The sequence below is a fragment of the Kaistia defluvii genome (assembly GCF_026343955.1).
In the GTDB taxonomy this organism is placed as follows: Bacteria; Pseudomonadota; Alphaproteobacteria; order Rhizobiales; family Kaistiaceae; genus Kaistia; species Kaistia defluvii.
Genome location: NZ_JAPKNI010000007.1, coordinates 200,087 through 217,780 on the forward strand (window position 1 = coordinate 200,087; position 17,694 = coordinate 217,780).

Here is a 17,694-nt window from a genome sequence, read left to right on the forward strand (position 1 = left end):
CGCGGGGCGCGATAGCGTGAAGGTGCTGTTCATTCACCGACGCGGGATAGGCCAGTTCGAGCATCTGGCCTTGAACCTCGCCGCCGGGGGCAGCGACGTCACGCTGATCACCGAGACCGTCGATCGCCGGTTGCCCGGCGTGCGTATCGTCCGACACCGGGCGGAGCCGCCGCCGAGGCCCGGGGTTGTCCAAAGCAGCCCTCTGGCCACGACCGAGCATCACGTTCGGATTGGACTGCGGGTTGCGGAGACGCTGGAGGCTCTGGTTCGAGCCGAGGGGCCGCCGGATATCATCCTCGGCCATATCGGCTGGGGCAGCATGATGTTCAGCAAGGATGTCGTGCCACGCGCCCCGACGCTCGGCTATTGCGAATTCTTCTATAGCCCGGAAGGTGCTGATGTCGGCTTCGATCCAGCCGATGTCATCGACCTCGACGTGCGCCAGCGCCTAAGGCTCCGCAACGCCGCCCAGTTGATCACGCTCGACGCGATCGACGCGGGCATCAGCCCTACCGGATGGCAGCGCAGCCGCTATCCCGGCAGTGTCCAGCGCCGGATCGCCGTTTGCCATGATGGCATCGATGTCCGGCGGTTCCGGCCCGACGCTGGTCGCGGACTGACGCTTCCCAATGGTCGCGTCATCAAGGCGGGCGACCCGGTCGTCACCTTCGCGGCGCGCGATCTCGAGCCCTATCGCGGCTTTCCGCAGGCCGTGAAGGCTGCGGCCCAGGTTCTGGAGCGCAACAAGGACGCGATCTTCGTATTCGCCGGCGGCGATTCCAACAGCTATGGCGCGTCACGCCGTGACGGAAAATCCTGGAAACAGGCGATCCTGGAAGAGACGCCTCTGGATCCAAACCGCGCGTTCTTTCCGGGCCATATTCCCCATCAGACCTTGACGCGGCTGTTTCAGATTTCCGCCGCTCACGTCTATCTCACCTACCCGTTCGTGCTGTCATGGTCCGTGCTGGAAGCCATGTCCTGCGGGGCTCTGGTGATCGGATCGGCGACGCCGCCCGTCCAGGAAGTGATCCGGCACGGACGGAATGGCCTGCTGGTGCCGTTCTTCGAGCCCGACGCACTGGCGGAGACCATACTCGACGTGCTGGCGCGGCCGAAGGCCTTCGCGGACATGCGCCGGGGCGCGCGCCAGACCATCATCGAGCGCTATGCCCTCGACAAATGCCTGACACGACAGCGCTCGCTGATGGCTCAGTTGCTGGGCGCCTCGATGCATTCGGTCGCAGCAGCCGGTTGAGGTCGGCTATCCGCCACGGGCTCGACGACGCAGGATTTCAGCGTTCCCGTATAGAGCATTCCAAGCAGCGGCATCACACGATCGGCCGTGGGGTCGAACTCGCCATGCGCGACATTGTCCTTGGGAACATGTCGGCTGGTCGCCGGAACCCCTTGAGCTACCTGGAACGAGCAGGAAAAGGCGGCAGGCTCCTGCAGCAGCGCCGGGCCGGGATAGAGAAAATCGCAGCTGAGCATCGACAGCAGGAATTTGAAGAAGCCGTCGCGCACGCCGCCCTTCAGCATGGCGGCTTCCACGGTGCCGCCCGGCGTGGTGATCTCCAGCGCCGAAGTATCCGAGGCGCAGACATAGGCCAGGGCGAGCGGCCTGCCCTTCTCGAATTTGAGGTTCAGGCTGTAGCCGCCGAGATCCGCCGTGGTGGCGGAGAAACGGCGGTTGCTGTAGTTGCGTGCCGGCACGCCGTGCGCCTCGATCAGCGTCTTGGCGTCCAGCACCTTCGCGTCGGCGAAATGCTGGAGGTCGATCGGCAGCGGCAGCGCTCTCGGACGGGCCGTGATCATGAGGATGCGCTCGAGATCGTCGGCGACGATATCGGCGACGATCGTGGTGGCGACCGGACGGGCATAGTGTCCGAGGTCGGAATAGAAGGTCGGATCCGACACGACCTCGCGGCCGAACCGGCGCATCAGGTGGCGCGAGACGTTCACGACCGACGTCTCATACCACTGGGAAATGTAGTGCATGCCCGCATCGATCGCGGGCACGGCGCTGACGTAGGAGGCGCCCCGCGCGCCGAAGATCAGCGTCACGATGCGCAGGGCCGGGTTCTGCGCCCGCGCATAGCGGATGATGCCCTCGTAGAAGCGGGCCCAATGGCGGAAAGGACGCCTTTCATCGCCATAGACGAAAGCGTCGTTCAGCGCATATTCGATGATCAGCACGTCGGCATCGGCGAGATGATGCGCATTCGCCTTGAGCTGGAACAGGCCGAAGCCTGACGTGGTGCCGCCCACCGAAAGATCCGCGATCACCTCGAGGGGCAAGCCGCGCTGCGCCATGCGCGCCAGCAGGCTGGGCCAATAGCCAGGCTGCATGACCGTATTGGAACCGCCGATGACGATCGTCCGAAGCGCCATGCGCGCTGCCCTCCTTGGGTGTTAGGTGGCGAACCGGGGCATCAATCGGCCATCGGCCGGATGGCAGCGCGCCCAGCCGGAGACAGGCCGCCACAGCGCCAGACGCTGTAGGGCGTCGGGCTGTCCCAGTCGAAATAATAGGCTGCTGTGACCCGCCCGGCCTCGATATCGCGATCGATGACGGCGCGAACCTGGTCGATGAGGACCGTTCGCCTGTCATCCTCGATCGGACAGGTCGCCGAGGTATTCGCGACGCCCCATTCGGTTATCCAGCAGGGCTTGCCGGCCTTGTCCGTGCCGCAGAAGGACAGGACATCGCGCACCAGACCGTCCCGGCTCGCCCGCGTATGGTTGCCGCCGGGATAGAGGTGGATGCCATAGGCATCGACGAACTGGTCGAGGCCCCGCCGCTGCATCTGAGCCGTCCATTCGGGCGCCGGGATGATCGCGAGCCCGATCCGGCGGGAGAAGGGGATCGGCATGTCGGCAAGACCGGCCGAGATGAGCTTCGCATCGCGGTTCAACCGCGATGCCTGCAACTCCTCATGCGTCACGCGGACGATGTCGACATAGCGATCCAGGCCCTGAGCGATTTTGGCCGGATCGCCGGTCTCGGTCGAGTCCTTGCGGTGGCTCACTGCCAGATCGCCATTGTACCCCGCCCAGTTGATCTCGTTACCGGGCTCGACGGCGACAAGCGCGATGCCCTGGCTGTCGAGCTTCGCCAAGGCGTCGCGAATGACGACGCGATAGCGTTCGGGGTCGAGATCCGAGAGCCGGAATGCGTCGAAGCTCTTGCCCTTGGCGGAGCGGCGCTTCGTGTCCTCCGGATAGAAGTCGCGATTGTTGAGCGATATCTCGAGCAGGATCCGCAAGCCGGCTTCATGCGCGATGCGCACCGCATCGAGGCTCGGCTCGACCGGGGCGCTCAGGGAGAGCCTAACCGAAGCGACGCCGCTCTTCTTCATCGCGTCGATGATGGCCTGGCGCTCCGCCGGCTTCTGCCAACCGAGATTGACCCGGTTCAGGCCGATCTCGGCGGCATCGGCGGCCGGGCTAACCCAGGCGCCGAATGCCAGCATCATCCCGGCGAATGCCGGAAGGATGCGCTTTGCGATATCAGGCCGCTTCATGGGCTCGGGCTACCGGCTGCGGCACGAGGGCCGCGGCTGGCTGCTTGATGCCGATGTCGTTCAGCGCGGTGCGGAAGTTGGTCTCGCAGGCGTTGTAGCGATCGATCGTGGCCTGGGCATCGATGGTCGACAGGAACTCCTTGAGATAGGCCTTCTTCTGCCCCTCGCGGTTCCAGATATTGGCCTCCAGGTGCGGGAAGCCGATGAATTCCAGCATCTCGCGCATCCGATCGTCGACCGCGATCATCAGCGAGGGAATGCCGGCCTGCATCGTGATGATGCAGCCATGGAAGCGGCGGCCGAAGGAGAGGTCGAGCTGCGAGGCCCAGGTGCGCCAGCGATTGGTGTCGAAGAAGACGTGCAGGTCGTTCTTCCGCTGCCACTTTTCCTGGTGCTTGTATTCGAGCGGCGCGACGATCCGGCCGGAAGGCGCGTCATAGGCGGGCGTCGCATCGTCGCCGACGATGTTCATGTTGTAGACGACCACCTCGTCCTGGATGACATAGTGGGCGGTGCTGTCGGGCTTGAGCAGCACATGCGCGTCGACGATCGTGTCCGCGACGCTGCCGAGATAACCGCCAAAGGCAATGTTCTGCGACTCGACCAGTTCCGGGTTGGCGATCTTCGTCAGCGCCTGGCGCATGCCCGCCGGGTTGAAATAGAGCGACGGGCAGCCGGTCGGCCGCACGAACTTCATCCCCTGCTCCTTGAGGAACTCGGAGGTGAAATAGCCGCGCGTCAGGAAATAGCTCTCCTTGTTGCGCAGCACGTCGAGGAACTTCTGCGTTCCCGCTGGCAGGTCGTCGCGCAGGTTGGCCTTGCGCTGGATGCCGATGCCCATGACGACGACCGGCATCTTCAGCTTCTCGAATACCGTGGCTTCCAGATCCGCCGAATAGCCCGGCCGCAGCAGATTGGCCGAGGCGAACACGCAGATATCGAACGCCTGGCTCAGTTCGTCATAGGCGCCAGGCTGCGACAGGCTGTTGGCCAGATGCCAGAACGGCACATAGGTGACGTCATGATCCTTCAGCGCATGCGCAGCGCCCTCACCGATGAGATAATTGCCGGTGTTGGCGATCTTCTTGACCTGCTCGATGACATCCTTCTTGGAGCGGATGTCGTCGAAATAGGGCTTGTGCCGCACGGTGGCGCCAGACGCGCTGGCGACGGTACGTTGAAGATAGGAAGGGATGCCGGTCAGCAAGATGCGCATGGCGCTCGTCCTCTGAAGGTTTGCATATCCGAAACAGGGAGCCGCCCTGCCCGCTTTCGGACGGGACCGGGCAAGGCGGCGAAGTCGTGAACTAGTTCAGGCCGATATCGCGAAGCGCGGTCCGGAAGTTAGTCTCGCGGTCGTTGTACGTCTCCACGACCTGCGGCACGTTCAGATCGGCCAGATGATCGGAAACGAACTCGGCGCGGTCGTTGGCGGCCTCCAGTGCCGAGGCTTCGATCGCGGGCAGGCCCGTGAAATTCAGCATCTCGCGCATGCGGTCATCGACCGCCACCATCAGGCCGGGCACGCCGGATTGCAGGGCGATGATATTGCCGTGGAAACGGCGGCCGATGGAGAAGTCCATCGAAGAGGTCCAGGCGCGCCACTGGTTGGTATCGAAGAAGGTATGCAGCTTGAGCTTCCGCTGCAGCTGGTCCGAATGCTTGTAGGCCATGTCGCCGATCATCTCGCCGGACGTCGAGTCATAGACCCGGCCATCCTTGTTCGGCTCGACCTTCATGTCGAAATGCAGGAACTCGTCCTGGACGACGTAGAAGGATTCGCTTTCCGGCTTGCTCAGCATGTTCACGTCGCGAACCGCCTCCTCCGTCGCACCGAGATAGCCGGAGAACACGGTGCGGCCGCTGCCGACCTTCACGTCCGGCAGCCGCTTCAGCGCTGCCCGCATGTTGTCGGGAAGGAAATAGACCGACGGGCAGCCCGTGGGCCGCACGAAGGAGAAGCCGCGCGACTTGAGGAACTCGGCCGTCTCGTAGCCACGGGTCAGGAAGTAGTGCTCCTTGCCCTTGAGGACATCGAGCAGTTCCTGCGTGCCTTCCGGCAGGCCGGATTCAAGATCGGCGCGGTTCTGGATGCCGATGCCGAGCATGACGATCGGCATATTGAGGTTCTTGAGCACGAGCGCCTCGGCATCGGCCGAAAGCCCCTTGCGCAGCAGGTTGGCGCAAGTGAACACGCAGATGTCGAAATTGGCGTTGATCTCGTCGAGACCCGTGCCGTTGGTGCACGAATTGTGCAGATGCCAGAACGGAATCTGGGTGGCGCCGGCCGGCATGGCGCGGAGCGCGCCCTCGCCGATCAGGTAGTTGCCGGTATTGCTGATATTGCTGAGCTCACGAAGGAAGGCTTCCTTGCTCTCGGGCTGGAGCTGCTGCTCGCCATAGTTCACGGTCGCGCCCTTGGCGCTCCGGACGAGCCTCGTGTAGTGGCCAGGAATACCCGTGATCAGGATCCTCGAACGCATGCAGACGCACCTTTCCTCTTGCCCCTTCGTCGTCAGGCGACGGCCGGGACTACAATCTCAATACTGGGTTGTGGTTCGGCCGGACGGTTGGGCGTCCGCGTGACGATCCGCGGTGTGGTCGAGACAGACTGGTCACACCATTCGACGAAGGGACCGAAAGAAGCGGCCCAGGACCGACCGGAGGCGGTGAACAGGCCGCCGTCGCGCAGCCGGCCGAGCCGATTGCGGTCACGGGCGAGCGATTCCACCGCGTTGGCGAGGTCGGCGACGATCTTCAGATCCGACTCGCCCTCGATCAGGATGCCATCGCGGCCATCGGTAACCAGTTCGTCGACCGCGCCGACGGCGGTCGCGACCGGGACGCAGCCGACGAGTTGCGCCTCGGCGATCATCAGCGGCGCGCCTTCCCAGCGCGACGGCATGATCAGGATGTCGCCCCAGGCCAGGATCGCCGCGATTTCGCGGCCGCCAAAGATCGGCGGCCGAACGGTGACGCCAAGTTCCCGAAGCTTGCCGGTCCAGGAACTCGGCTGCTCGGCGAGGATCTCGCCGCCAACGGCCAGCGCCTCATAAGGAATATTGCGAGCCCGGAGATCCTGCAGCGCCGCGTGGATGCGGTCGATGCCCTTCTGCGGCTCGAACCGGCCCATATAGAGGATGCGCAGGGGCGCATCCGCCGCGCGGGCCTGCCGGTTCTGCACGATTTCCGTCAGCATCTTCGGCTTGACCGAAATGCTCGGCGCGTTGGCGACCGCGTAGATCTTCTCCAGCGGCACGCCATAGCTGTGCAGATAGACCTTGAGCTGCTCGGAGCAGGTCAGGAACGCATCGTAGCAATGTTCATGCGCGATGGCCGCGAAGGGCTGGCCCGCCGGGCGGCGCAGCGGGGTCTCGTCCACCACATGAAGGTAGCAGGCGGTTCGCGTGCCCTCGGAGCGCAACCGCGCCATCAGCGGATGCACCGCCATGACGTGGTTGTTGATGATCAGGTCGAAGCCGGAGAGCTGGCCTTTCAGCGCATTCCAGTCGACATCGTGGTACTCGGCGATGAAATCCTGACCCAAGAAGCGGTTGGAGCCGCCCCAGGCCGGGATGCCCGCCTTCCAGAAGTGGATGAAATCGAACGAGGCGTCGAACTCGTCGAGCACGTCCATGCGGCCATTGCCGAGCACAAACAGATGCGTCTCGAAGCCTTCGGCCTTCAACTCGCGCGCCGCCGCGAAGGCAACTTTCTCGGCGCCACCGAAGGAGGCATTGGGTACGAGGAGCGCGAGCGTGCGCTTGCCGCTTTTCGCATGACCGAGCGGGAGGACCGGAGCCCCGCCCACCTCGGTGCGCAGCTGCTTGTAGAGCTCGGACAGCGCCGGCAGGCGGGATCCGCGCCAGGTCCAGCGCTTGGCCGCCACGGCCTGCAGCGGGCTGGTTGCGATCGTATGCACGAGGTTGATCAGCGACTGTTCCGGCGTCGCGGAAGAACGCTTCGGGGCCTCGGCCGGGAAGGGAAAGCGCACCTTGACCACGGCGACCGTCGGCCAGACCTGGTCCGCCGCGATCGAGCCCAGCCAATCGAGCGCATTGTTGCGGATCGCGTCGCGGACGATGGTCGACGACATGAAGATCAGGTCGGCGCGTCCCTTGCGGACATGGCCCGACGGCATTACCTCGATATCGATCCCGCGCTCGGCCGGGACATTGCGGATCTGCACGAAGACGACATTGGCCGCTTCGGTGGCCCGCTCCAGATGCACGAGCAGGTTGGGCCAGAGGCGCGACTGCTTGAGGAGCTTCAGCGTCTCGCGGCTGCCCGCCGCCAGGAAAGGCGGAAAGTGGAAGTTGTCCGGCTCGGCGGCGCTGCCCCAGAAGGCCCGGATCGCCTCGTCGAAATCGAGGATCGACGGCTCCAACGTCGGATCGGTGAAGCAGGCAATGGCGCCGTCGCCGGTGCGCAGCATGGCGTAGCGCGGCGCTTCCTGATGCTCGAAATCAACCAGGGTCGAGCGGCGGAACAGCGCCTTATGGCGTCGGCGAAGAAAGCTGAGCGAAGCGGCGCGGTCGCGGTTCGCTTCCTTGAAGCGGCTTTCCGCGCGCAGGCGGTATTCGAAGGCCGTGTCGTGGCAGGGCACGCCGACGAAGCCGGCCTCGATGCAGGACAGCCAGAACTCCCAATCCTCGAAGCCGTTCTGCCGGTCGGCGTCGAAGCGCACCCCGGCATCGAAGACGTCGATCGAGATCATCGAGCCGGTGTCACAGATATTGTCGGACACGCAATGCGTCAGCCGCGAATAGCCGTCGCCATAATGCGCGCCCCATCGCACCGAGAAGGTGTCGATATTGGTATAGACCCAGCCGCACTGCTCCGCCTTCAGGCGCGCATAAAGCGTGTCGATCGTGGTCGGGAGGACGCGGTTGTCGGCGTCGAGAAAATAGACTGCCTTCGCATCCGGCAGGCTTTCGACGATGAAGTCGATCGCCCGGTTTCGCGCGCCGCCCGGACCCGCATTGGGGCCGAAGATGACATGCAGCTCGGGCCGCGTTGCCGCGTAAAGCGTCAGCGCATCGAACACCTCGCGGCGCGGATCGCCGTCGACGGAAACAACGACCTCGATCCGACACTCGGTAACCGATGCGAAAGCCGTCTCCAGCGCTTCGACTGCCAGGGCCGCATGGCCGTAGAGCGGCATCGCGATAACGACGAGATCCCGGTCCTCACTGGACATGGAGGGCCTCCCCGCGCGGCTCGACGTCGAAATGCCGGACCATGCGGAAATCGAACACCTTGAGCCAGCAGAAGTCGACCGAGTCACCCTTGGCCCGGCTGAGGACGACGAGGTTCATGGTGCGCTGCGTCGGGCTGTCGAGCATGATGTTGATGCTGACCGGCTCGCCGGCCGCGACATCGCGCCAGCCGCTGAAATAGGCCGAGCGTCGGGCGGTTCCCTCGCGTTCGAGGATGGCGATTTCGGAGCGAAGATTGGCGGCGCTGGGCGCCAGCAGGAACCCGACGAGCGCCGGCTTGCCCTCGGCGTGATCGATGACGGCGCGGGCCGAGAAGCGGACCGTGCCCGGCGCCACGACATTCGCCACCGCGCCGGCCGAAATGCCGGCTGGCAGCGGATGGCAGACGATCGCATCCTCATGCTCGAGGAAGCGGATGGTCTGGAAGTCCGGCACGATCGGACTGACGGAAACGTCGGCGACGGCACGAAGGGCCTCGAGCGGCAGACGATAGTCCTCGATGCGGCGCCCGCTGATCAGCGAGCTCGGCGCGATCGAGTTCGGCAGCGCTGTGGGGCGCACGCCGGGAATGCCTGAATAGATCTTGATGGCGAGCGGCCGGTGGTCGAGATCGCCATGCGGCGAGCGCGCCCGGGCGGCGTAGCGGTGGCTGGCGATGGGATGACCCAGCGACGGCGCCGGCGGCTCGGAGCCATTGGCGGAGATGCGAAGGCGAAGCGTGCGCGGGCTGCCGTCGCAGGCCTTGGGCAGCGAGAAGAAGTTCCAGTCTGCGGCGAGATCGGAAAAGGGCACGACCCATTCCGCGACGCCTTCGCCGTTCTCGACATAATCGAGGGTGACGACCACCTCCCCGCCACCTCGGGTCAGGTTGCGGAAGTGCAGCGCGAAGCCGCTCACGCCGAAGCTCGACACCGGCAGGAGCTGCTCGACCCAGCCATCGGTCATCAGCCGGCCGATGCCTTCGTCCTTCGGATCGACGAAGACGTCATGGGCAAAAATCTCGCTGGCCGGCTCCCAGTTGCGGGCGCGGAAAGCGTCCTCGAGCACGCGGAAATTTTCGAAAAGCGTTTCGCGCTCGCGCCGCAGCATGACGAGTTCCGTCGCCATGGTCCGGGCGTAGTTGGAAATGCGCCCGAGGCCGGATTCAAGCACGGTCTGGATCAGGGCGGCGACCCCGTCGACATCGCGGTCGATACGCAGGACCGGCGGCGCGGGGATGGTGGCCAGCCGGGCCAGCGCCTTGATGGCGGCCTCGACCTCGACGGCAGCAGCCGGCGAAGCGACGACGGCGAGCACGGGATAGACGTCGCGCATCGTGCCGTCGCTGCGGAAAAGCTCGTCCGTGAAGGTGACGATATGCGCCAGCGGACCCGAGGCCAGTTCGGCGCGGTCGCTGGCGCCCGCCAGCACCATCCGAAGCGTAGCCTTGGTTTGCGTGGGGAGAACCGGCTCGAACTGGCTCTTGATAGGTTTGTTCACGTCGTAGCGTCCGTTCATGCAGAGCAATCCAGTCAAAACCGCGACCAATACGATTAGACAATCTTGCTTGTTCTTCAGCTACGTCAACTAATATCGCTTCGTTTTGCACTGCACAACAATGAAGTCAATAAATATTCAATCCGACTCTTGATGATCATTGTTTCAAAATTAGAAATTAAATCCGCCCGCCCCGGACTCTGGATACTCTGTCGACAGAACAATTTCGACGCGGAGCGAACTTTCTCATGATTGCATGGCTATAGGTCACGCGACGGCCGCAACGCGTCAGCGCCATTCCTTCGGCCTCGCGCGAAGGCGAACAGACCCGGCGCGGGTTTCCGGCGGGCCTGGGATAGGGCGCGGCCGAGCCCGTGGCCTCCCCGCTGGGATTCACGGGCGGGGCCAAGGCGGTATATTGGGAAGGGTCGGTCGGCCAAACTGCCGGCGAGGCAGCCTCGGGGCATGGGTGCGCCGGGCTGGGATCAAACAAAGCCGGAGCCGAGCGCATGCTGGCGCCCGGGGGCTGCCGGCAGCGGCCAACGCGGCGAGCGGCAATCTACCTAAAGGGCCGGATTGTGTGCCGAGGCCGTCAGGACGCCGGTCGGCACGCCGGCAAATATCGCCGGCGGGTGCGGGGGTCTATGCTTGAGCCCGGCATAACGATCGGCGAAGTCCGGCTTTGGCCGGGCTTCGTCGCGATCGGCGCGTTTGCCGCGAACTACTGGGGGCGCGGCAGGCTGGCGCGAACGTCCTCGCGGGTGAGCACGCCGGCGAGGATCGCGCCGAGCAAAGCACACACCACAAGGCCGAGACCGGCCCAGAACATCACGAAATAGGCACATCCGCCCGCGCTGCAGCCGACATTCACGATCCGCTGCAACAGCATGCCGATGCCCACTCCGGTCCCCACTCCGACGATGCCGCCGAAGATCAGACCAAAAAAGGCCGCGAAAGCGATACGCATGGTTTTGTCCTGAAACTGGAATCAATTCGCCGGTGAGGATTAGCATCGATCCGCGACCGTGCCTGTGTCCTCTGTCACGCAGTCTTGTTATAGCTGACGTTCATTTCCGATTGGTTGACGCGACCTTTCCGCGCGACGGGAGACTGTCCATGTCCGAGATCCAGATCGACGTCGTCACCGACATCGTCTGCCCCTGGTGCTTCATCGGCGTCGTGCGCCTGCACAAGGTTCTGGCCGACGCCGGAATCGAAGCTCGCATCCTGCATCATCCCTTCTTCCTGGATCCCGACGTGCCGCCGGAAGGCATCGACGTTGCCGAGAAGCTGCGCAAGCGCTTTGGCGGCGACCCGGCCGCGATGTTCTCGCGGGTCGAAGCCGAGGCCCGCAAGAGTGGCATCCCGCTCGATCTTTCGAAGCAACCGCGCCAGCGCCCCACAGCGGCGGCCCACACGCTGATCCGCCATGCGCTGGCCAAGGGCACGCAGGACGCGCTGGCAACGGCGCTGTTCGAAGCGCACTTCCTCCAGGCGCTCAACATCGCCGACCCGGACGTGCTGGCCGACATGGCAGCGCGGCACGGCTTCGCGGCCGACGAGGCGCGCCGCCTGGCTACCGATGCGACGGAACTGGACATCACCCGCCAGGAAGCGGCCGCGGCCGCCCAGGGCGGGATCAGCGGCGTGCCCTTCTTCGTTTTCAACCGACGGCTTGCCCTGTCCGGCTGCCAGCCGGAAGATGTGTTCCACCAGGCGCTTGCGCAGGCTGCTTCCACGACTGCCGAGGCCGGCGCCTGAGCCCTGTCCGAAAAGCAAGAAGGCAATCCGCATGGTCCGTACGTCCCACGTCTTTCCCGTGTTGCGCTATCGAAACCCGAAGGCGGCGATCGAGTTCCTGGTCAAGGGTTTCGGATTTCATGTCGCTGCCCTGCACGAAGGGGCGGACGGCGAGGTGGTGCATGCCGAATTGCGGTTCGGGGAGAGCATGGTCATGCTGGGCGGTTTCAGCCCCGAACTGGTTGCCAGCGGCCGGACGGCGAGCGGCGGGACCGGCGGCATCTATGTCTCCGTACGCTTCGTCGATGGCCATTACGACAGGGCGGTGGCCGCCGGCGCCAAGATCACGCGTCCACCGGAAGACATGGAATATGGATCGCGCGAATACTCCTGCCGCGACATAGAAGGCTATGAATGGTCCTTCGGCACCTATGATCCGCTCGGCATCGACGGCAAGGTCGCGGACGCCTAGCTTTCGGGGCAAAGACAGCCGCCCACTGTCTCGGCGGGACTGGCCGTCAAGGCCGGGGTCTCCTATTTCGAAGAAGTGACTTTCGTGCGCTCCGGCCAAACCTGGCGAAAGGAGTTCAGCATGATGACTTCGAACCGGATACTTCCCCCCGCCCTTGTCGCGACGCTGCTGCAATTCGCCGGCCCGCCCGCCGTTCTGGCGGCGGGTCCTGCGCCTCTGACCGTCACGCTTCCGGATCTCGACCCGCAGGGGACACTGCCCGACGATTCGGCGCTTTGCCCACCCACCGCGACCAGTTCCATCCCGAGAGGACGCGATCAGAGTCCGACGGTCGCCTGGTCGAATGCGCCGGCTGAGACGCAATCCTTCGCGCTGATCATGACGGATCCCGATGTGCCCCTGGATTCGACGGTGCTGCATGGCCAGCGCCCCATCCCGGTCGACGCGCCAAGGGTGACGCGATACCATTGGGTGCTCTACAACATCCCGGCTACCCTGACGTCCCTGCCCGCCGGCGCGGATGGCGATGGCTTCGTACCGCATGGCAAGCCGGCGATCCGGACCGAGTGGGGCCAGCGCGGCGTCAACGCCAATACCTGGATGTTCGCTGGCAATCCCGGCTTGCGAGGAACCTATGCGGGCTATGACGGCCCGTGTCCGCCGGTCAACGACCTGAAGCCGCACAGCTACATCGTCACCGTTTATGCGCTGGACGTCGGGCACCTTGACGCCAGGCCGCTGATGGCGGGCCCTCAACTGCTGCAGGCCATGGAGGGGCATGTGCTGGCCAGGGGCCAGGCTGTGGGCCTCTACTCCCGCAACCCCGCCCTTCGGAAGACGGAGTCACAATAGCCGGGTCCAGCCTGCCCGATCCTGAGATCGTTGAGCGCTAGGATACGCGGCGGAACAGGCCGGGGTAGAGCGTGATCAGGCCATTTTCCTCGGTCTCGATCTCGGCCCTGAACGTGCCGTCGACCGCCTCGTACAAATAGCGTCGCCCTGCCTCGAGACAGGTATAGCGCTGGCGGTCGACGGAGATCTCGAGATCGGGCAACCGGACATAGACCGCTGTGATCTCCTGCGACTCCCCCTCGGCGAGACCGAGCCGGCGGATCGCCAGCATATTGGTGACCGGGCTCGCCGAAAGATCGACATCACTGGCGCCGACCAATGCGGGCACGCGCTTGCCGTCGCTGTTGCGCCAGAGGCCATCACCCTCCGACTGCAGCGAGATCTGGGGACCGCCGACCACGGCAACGCGCGCCTCGGCGACCCGCCCATCGGGATGGCAGGTCAATTCATAGCGGGCAGCGAAGCGTGCTTCCCCGCCGGAGAGCAAGGCGCCTTCTGCCACGGCCCCCTTCGGCCGGTCGCTGAAGACCATATGCTCCAACCCCTCGCCGTCCCAGCTTTGCCAGCGAACCGCCTTGGACATGTTGCCTCGCCTATCGCGTTGGGGTGCCCAGTGAAATCCGGCCTACCGGTCGAGGCCGGCGACGAGAAGATACTTCTTCTCGACGAACTCATCGATGCCGTGATGCGAGCCCTCGCGGCCGTTGCCGCTTTCCTTGACGCCCCCAAACGGCGCCAGTTCGGTAGAGATCAGGCCTGAATTGATGCCGACCATACCGTATTCCAGCCCCTCACCGACGCGGAAGATTCGCCCGATGTCGCGCGAATAGAAATAGGCGGCCAGACCGAACTCGGTGTCGTTCGCCGCCTGGATCACCTCTTCCTCGGTCTCGAACCTGAACACGGCCGCGATGGGGCCGAACGTCTCCTCGCGGGCGAGCTGCATGTCGCGCGTCGCGCCGGTCAGCACGGTCGGCTCGAAGAACGAACCGCCCAGCGCATGGCGATGGCCGCCCAGCGCAACCTTGGCACCCTTGCCCAAGGCATCCTCCAGATGTTCCTCGACCTTGAGGATGGCCTTGTCGTTGATCAGCGGTCCCTGCGTGACGCCGTCTTCCGCGCCATTGCCAACCCTGAGCTTCTCGACTGCCGCCGTCAGCTTTTCGACGAAGGCGTCGTGGATGCCGGCCTGCGCATAGATCCGGTTGGCGCAGACACAGGTCTGCCCCATGTTGCGGAACTTCGACACCATGGCGCCCTCGACCGCCGCGTCGAGATCGGCATCGTCGAAGACAATAAAGGGCGCGTTGCCACCGAGCTCCAGCGCCATCTTCTTCACCGTCATGGACGCCTGGCGCATCAGCAGCTTGCCGACTTCCGTCGAGCCGGTGAAGTTCACCAACCGGATCGCCGGGTGCGACGTCAGCACGCCGCCGATCTCGGACGAACTGCCCGTCACGACATTGAACACGCCCTTCGGGATCCCCGCACGATCGGCGAGTTCGGCCAGCGCCAGCGCCGTCAGCGGCGTTTCGCCGGCGGGCTTCAGCACCACCGTGCAGCCGGCGGCCAGCGCCGGGGCGACCTTGCGGGTGATCATCGCAGCGGGGAAGTTCCATGGCGTGATGGCCGCGACGACTCCGGTCGGCTGGCGCAGAACCAGAATGCGGGCATCGGCGCGATGGCTCGGCAGTGTCTCACCGGCGATCCGCTTCGCTTCCTCGGCGTAGAACTCGATGTAGGAATTGGCGTATTCGATTTCGCCCTTGGCCTCGGCCAGCGGCTTGCCCTGCTCCGAGGTCAGGATCAGCGCCAGATCGTCCTGGTGCGCGCGGATGCGCTCGAACCACTGGCGGATCAGCTTCGAACGCTCCTTGGCGGTCTTGGCGGCCCAGGGCTTGAAAGCGGCGGCGGCGGCATCGACAGCTTGGGTCGTCTCATTCGCGCCGAAGCGCGGCACGCGACCGATGACGGCGCCGGTCGCCGGGTTCGTGACCTCGATCGAGGGCTCGCCGATCCAGGCTCCATCGACATAGCACTGGTCCTTGACGAGCGTCGGATCGATCAGCTTCAAGGTCTTGACGGTCGACTTGTCCATGGTGCTACTCCGTTACGTCGATTGGCCAATGGCTGCGGCCTGGAACCGTTCCATTCGCTGTCCGACGATAGCGCGGCGGCGTTCGGTTCGCCATGGAGCCCTCGCGGACGAGGGCAGCAGAACGGGATCGGGCATGCGACCGTACCACGGCCTCACGACAGCCATCGCTCTCGCTGCCACCCTGCTCACGCTAGACACCGCCCAGGCCCAGACGATGACCCCACAAACCACGCTTGAATCTCTGCTGACGCCGGAGGGCCTGCCTGCCGATCGCTTCAGCCCATCTTTCCTCGCGCAGTTGCCCGTGACGCAGGTCCAGGGCGTGGTCGCAGGGCTGGTTGCCAAGCATGGCCCGTTACAGCGGATCGACCCGACCGGCGACGGCTTCACGCTGCGCTTCGGCAAGGCCAACGTGCCGACCTCGATCACGCTGGACAAGGAGGGACGCATCATCGGCCTCTGGTTCGGCGCGGCGGAAACGCTGGGCTCGATCGCGGATCTCGCCGGCGAGATCCAGGCGCTCCCCGGCAGAACGGCGCTGCTCGTCGTCAGTGGCGGAAAGGACATCATTGCCCATGCGGCGGATCAACCGCTTGCGATCGGCTCGGCCGCCAAGCTGGCGGTTCTGGTCGCGGTCCAGAATGCGGTCGAGCAGGGCAGGCTGCGCTGGGATCAGGTCGTGCCGCTCGACCCCGCCTGGAAGTCACTGCCCTCCGGCCAGTTGCAGGATTGGCCGGACGGGACGCCGCTGACGCTCGCAACCCTCGCCAATCTGATGATCTCGGTCAGCGACAACACGGCGACCGACGCGCTGATCCGCATCGCCGGCCGCGAAGCGGTCGACGAGGTATCGCCGGCCAATGCACCCTTCCTGACGACGCGCGAGCTTTTCACGATGAAGACCACCGCCAAGGCGCCGATGCGCGCTGAATGGGCAGCAGGCGACACCGGAACGCGGCGCGCCCTTCTGGAGCGGATTGCCAGCGAGCCCCTGCCCCCGGCGGCCGCGATCCTTTCCGACGTCACCCATGAAGTTGAATGGTTCTTCACCGCACGCGAACTCTGCCGACTGCTCGACCAGACGGCCGCGCTTCCGAGCGTCGCGATCAATCCCGGCCTCGCCGACGCCAAGGCGTGGAAGTCCTTCGCCTACAAGGGCGGCTCGGAGATCGGCGTGCTCAACCTCTCGACCCGCGTCGTCGACAAGGCGGGCCTGGTTCACTGTGTCGTCGCAAGCTGGAACGATGATGCCCCGCTTGACGATGAGAAGCTGTTCGCGCCCTATCGGGGCATCCTCAATCGCCTCGCCGAGCGGGAGTAGAGCCATGCGCCAGATAACCGTCGCCGCCACGCAGATGGAGTGCGACTGGGATCGCCCCGGCAATATCGCGCGGGCGGAGCGTCTGGTGCGGCAGGCGGCGGCCGAGGGCGCCAACATGGTGCTGATTCAGGAACTGTTCGAGACGCCCTATTTCTGCCAGGACCAGTTCCACGACCATTTCAACCTGGCGCATCCCTTCGAGGGCAACCCGCTGATCGCGCATTTCGCGGCCCTGGCGGCGGAACTCTCGGTGGTGCTGCCGGTCAGCTATTTCGAGCGCGCCGGCCAGACAGCCTATAACAGCATCGCCATCGTCGATGCCGATGGCAGCGTGCTCGGCAACTACCGCAAGAGTCATATTCCGGACGGCCCCGGCTACACGGAGAAGTTCTATTTCTCGCCCGGCGATACCGGCTTTCGCGTCTGGCCGACCCGCTTCGGCAAGATCGGCGTCGGCATCTGCTGGGACCAGTGGTTCCCGGAATCTGCCCGCGCCATGGCGCTGGGCGGCGCAGAGATCCTGTTCTATCCAACCGCGATCGGCTCCGAGCCGCAGGATCCCTCGCTTGATTCCGCCGCCCACTGGCAACGCGTCATGCAGGGCCATGCCGGCGCCAACCTGATGCCGCTGGTCGCCTCCAACCGGATCGGCACCGAGCGCGGCCTGAATGGCACCGAGATCACCTTCTACGGCTCTTCCTTCATCGCCGACCCAACCGGCGCGAAGCTGGTGGAGGCCGACCGCGACAGCGAAAGCGTGCTGCTGGCCACCTTCGATCTCGACGCCATCGCGCATCAGCGCCGCTCCTGGGGCGTGTTTCGCGATCGTCGCCCGGACCTCTACGGCGCGCTGACGACGCTGGACGGACGCCATCCCACCGCTGCGGGGCGCTGAACCGAACGCGACGCGGTCTTGCGGGACGGCATGGACCGCGCAGCCATACCGAAACGCTAGGCTCGGGACTCAATCACGCCCACCATATGATTGT

Annotated in this window: 15 protein-coding genes; 6 read left to right on the plus strand and 9 right to left on the minus strand. The window is 65.0% G+C overall.

The genetic code is table 11. From position 1 onward, the window contains the following. Positions 1 to 16: 16 nt before the first annotated feature. Positions 17 to 1,258, plus strand: a complete 1,242-nt coding sequence (locus tag OSH10_RS18095) for a glycosyltransferase family 4 protein (protein WP_266333355.1) — start codon at positions 17 to 19, stop codon at positions 1,256 to 1,258. Here the strand turns inward: OSH10_RS18095 and OSH10_RS18100 are convergent. The 7 genes from OSH10_RS18100 to OSH10_RS18130 all read right to left on the minus strand — a co-directional run bounded on the left by OSH10_RS18100 (position 1,213) and on the right by OSH10_RS18130 (position 11,189). After that, positions 1,213 to 2,394, minus strand: a complete 1,182-nt coding sequence (locus tag OSH10_RS18100; RefSeq protein ID WP_266333356.1) for an SGNH/GDSL hydrolase family protein — start codon at positions 2,392 to 2,394, stop codon at positions 1,213 to 1,215. The two genes, OSH10_RS18095 and OSH10_RS18100, sit on opposite strands and share 46 nt — an antisense overlap. Positions 2,395 to 2,435: 41 nt before the next feature. After that, positions 2,436 to 3,479 (minus strand): glycoside hydrolase family protein, encoded by a 1,044-nt coding sequence (locus tag OSH10_RS18105; protein WP_266333358.1) that lies wholly within the window; start codon positions 3,477 to 3,479, stop codon positions 2,436 to 2,438. Between the two features lie 34 nt (positions 3,480 to 3,513). Continuing rightward, entirely contained in the window at positions 3,514 to 4,743 is a 1,230-nt protein-coding gene (locus OSH10_RS18110) for a polysaccharide pyruvyl transferase family protein (RefSeq protein ID WP_266333359.1), read from the minus strand. Positions 4,744 to 4,834: 91 nt separating this feature from the next. Further along, on the minus strand, positions 4,835 to 6,010 hold the full coding sequence (locus OSH10_RS18115; protein WP_266333360.1) for a polysaccharide pyruvyl transferase family protein: 1,176 nt from the start codon (positions 6,008 to 6,010) through the stop codon (positions 4,835 to 4,837). A 32-nt stretch (positions 6,011 to 6,042) separates the two neighbouring features. Continuing rightward, positions 6,043 to 8,727, minus strand: coding sequence for a glycosyltransferase (locus OSH10_RS18120; protein WP_266333362.1), 2,685 nt, complete (start codon positions 8,725 to 8,727; stop codon positions 6,043 to 6,045). After that, positions 8,717 to 10,159: a DUF6212 domain-containing protein gene (locus OSH10_RS18125; protein ID WP_407660730.1), complete on the minus strand. Its 1,443-nt coding sequence runs from the start codon at positions 10,157 to 10,159 to the stop codon at positions 8,717 to 8,719. Before OSH10_RS18125 ends, OSH10_RS18120 begins: the two co-directional genes overlap by 11 nt. A gap of 784 nt (positions 10,160 to 10,943) precedes the next feature. Then, positions 10,944 to 11,189, minus strand: a complete 246-nt coding sequence (locus OSH10_RS18130; RefSeq protein WP_266333364.1) for a hypothetical protein — start codon at positions 11,187 to 11,189, stop codon at positions 10,944 to 10,946. Positions 11,190 to 11,338: 149 nt separating this feature from the next. Between OSH10_RS18130 and OSH10_RS18135 the strand changes: the two genes are divergently transcribed. The 3 genes from OSH10_RS18135 (at position 11,339) to OSH10_RS18145 (ending at position 13,286) form a co-directional block, all read left to right on the plus strand. Then, entirely contained in the window at positions 11,339 to 11,983 is a 645-nt protein-coding gene (locus OSH10_RS18135) for a DsbA family oxidoreductase (RefSeq protein WP_266333365.1), read from the plus strand. Positions 11,984 to 12,014: 31 nt separating this feature from the next. Continuing rightward, the gene (locus OSH10_RS18140) at positions 12,015 to 12,434 is read left to right on the plus strand and encodes a VOC family protein (protein WP_266333366.1); all 420 of its coding nucleotides are present in this window, start codon (positions 12,015 to 12,017) and stop codon (positions 12,432 to 12,434) included. Between the two features lie 120 nt (positions 12,435 to 12,554). Next, on the plus strand, positions 12,555 to 13,286 hold the full coding sequence (locus OSH10_RS18145; protein ID WP_266333368.1) for a YbhB/YbcL family Raf kinase inhibitor-like protein: 732 nt from the start codon (positions 12,555 to 12,557) through the stop codon (positions 13,284 to 13,286). Positions 13,287 to 13,323: 37 nt separating this feature from the next. Here the strand turns inward: OSH10_RS18145 and OSH10_RS18150 are convergent, their stop codons facing one another. Both OSH10_RS18150 and OSH10_RS18155 read right to left on the minus strand, forming a co-directional pair. Next, on the minus strand, positions 13,324 to 13,869 hold the full coding sequence (locus OSH10_RS18150) for a putative glycolipid-binding domain-containing protein (RefSeq protein WP_266333369.1): 546 nt from the start codon (positions 13,867 to 13,869) through the stop codon (positions 13,324 to 13,326). Positions 13,870 to 13,911: 42 nt separating this feature from the next. Continuing rightward, on the minus strand, positions 13,912 to 15,384 hold the full coding sequence (locus tag OSH10_RS18155) for an NAD-dependent succinate-semialdehyde dehydrogenase (RefSeq protein WP_266333370.1): 1,473 nt from the start codon (positions 15,382 to 15,384) through the stop codon (positions 13,912 to 13,914). Between the two features lie 214 nt (positions 15,385 to 15,598). On the opposite strand from OSH10_RS18155, the gene OSH10_RS18160 reads away from it, so the two are divergent. Next, entirely contained in the window at positions 15,599 to 16,705 is a 1,107-nt protein-coding gene (locus tag OSH10_RS18160; RefSeq protein WP_266333371.1) for a serine hydrolase, read from the plus strand. Between the two features lie 4 nt (positions 16,706 to 16,709). Continuing rightward, positions 16,710 to 17,600 (plus strand): N-carbamoylputrescine amidase, encoded by an 891-nt coding sequence (aguB, locus tag OSH10_RS18165; protein WP_266333372.1) that lies wholly within the window; start codon positions 16,710 to 16,712, stop codon positions 17,598 to 17,600. The last annotated feature ends 94 nt before the right edge of the window (positions 17,601 to 17,694 follow it).

Bases quoted from the DNA above. Each gene is read 5' to 3' on its own strand.
- OSH10_RS18100 (WP_266333356.1), bottom strand. From the start codon at position 2,394: ATGGCGCTTCGGACGATCGTCATCGGCGGTTCCAATACGGTCATGCAG.
- OSH10_RS18105 (WP_266333358.1), bottom strand. From the start codon at position 3,479: ATGATGCTGGCATTCGGCGCCTGGGTTAGCCCGGCCGCCGATGCCGCC.
- OSH10_RS18110 (WP_266333359.1), bottom strand. From the start codon at position 4,743: ATGCGCATCTTGCTGACCGGCATCCCTTCCTATCTTCAACGTACCGTC.
- OSH10_RS18115 (WP_266333360.1), bottom strand. From the start codon at position 6,010: ATGCGTTCGAGGATCCTGATCACGGGTATTCCTGGCCACTACACGAGG.
- OSH10_RS18120 (WP_266333362.1), bottom strand. From the start codon at position 8,727: ATGTCCAGTGAGGACCGGGATCTCGTCGTTATCGCGATGCCGCTCTAC.
- OSH10_RS18125 (WP_407660730.1), bottom strand. From the start codon at position 10,159: ATGGTGCTGGCGGGCGCCAGCGACCGCGCCGAACTGGCCTCGGGTCCG.
- OSH10_RS18130 (WP_266333364.1), bottom strand. From the start codon at position 11,189: ATGCGTATCGCTTTCGCGGCCTTTTTTGGTCTGATCTTCGGCGGCATC.
- OSH10_RS18135 (WP_266333365.1), top strand. From the start codon at position 11,339: ATGTCCGAGATCCAGATCGACGTCGTCACCGACATCGTCTGCCCCTGG.
- OSH10_RS18140 (WP_266333366.1), top strand. From the start codon at position 12,015: ATGGTCCGTACGTCCCACGTCTTTCCCGTGTTGCGCTATCGAAACCCG.
- OSH10_RS18145 (WP_266333368.1), top strand. From the start codon at position 12,555: ATGATGACTTCGAACCGGATACTTCCCCCCGCCCTTGTCGCGACGCTG.
- OSH10_RS18150 (WP_266333369.1), bottom strand. From the start codon at position 13,869: ATGTCCAAGGCGGTTCGCTGGCAAAGCTGGGACGGCGAGGGGTTGGAG.
- OSH10_RS18155 (WP_266333370.1), bottom strand. From the start codon at position 15,384: ATGGACAAGTCGACCGTCAAGACCTTGAAGCTGATCGATCCGACGCTC.
- OSH10_RS18160 (WP_266333371.1), top strand. From the start codon at position 15,599: ATGACCCCACAAACCACGCTTGAATCTCTGCTGACGCCGGAGGGCCTG.
- aguB (WP_266333372.1), top strand. From the start codon at position 16,710: ATGCGCCAGATAACCGTCGCCGCCACGCAGATGGAGTGCGACTGGGAT.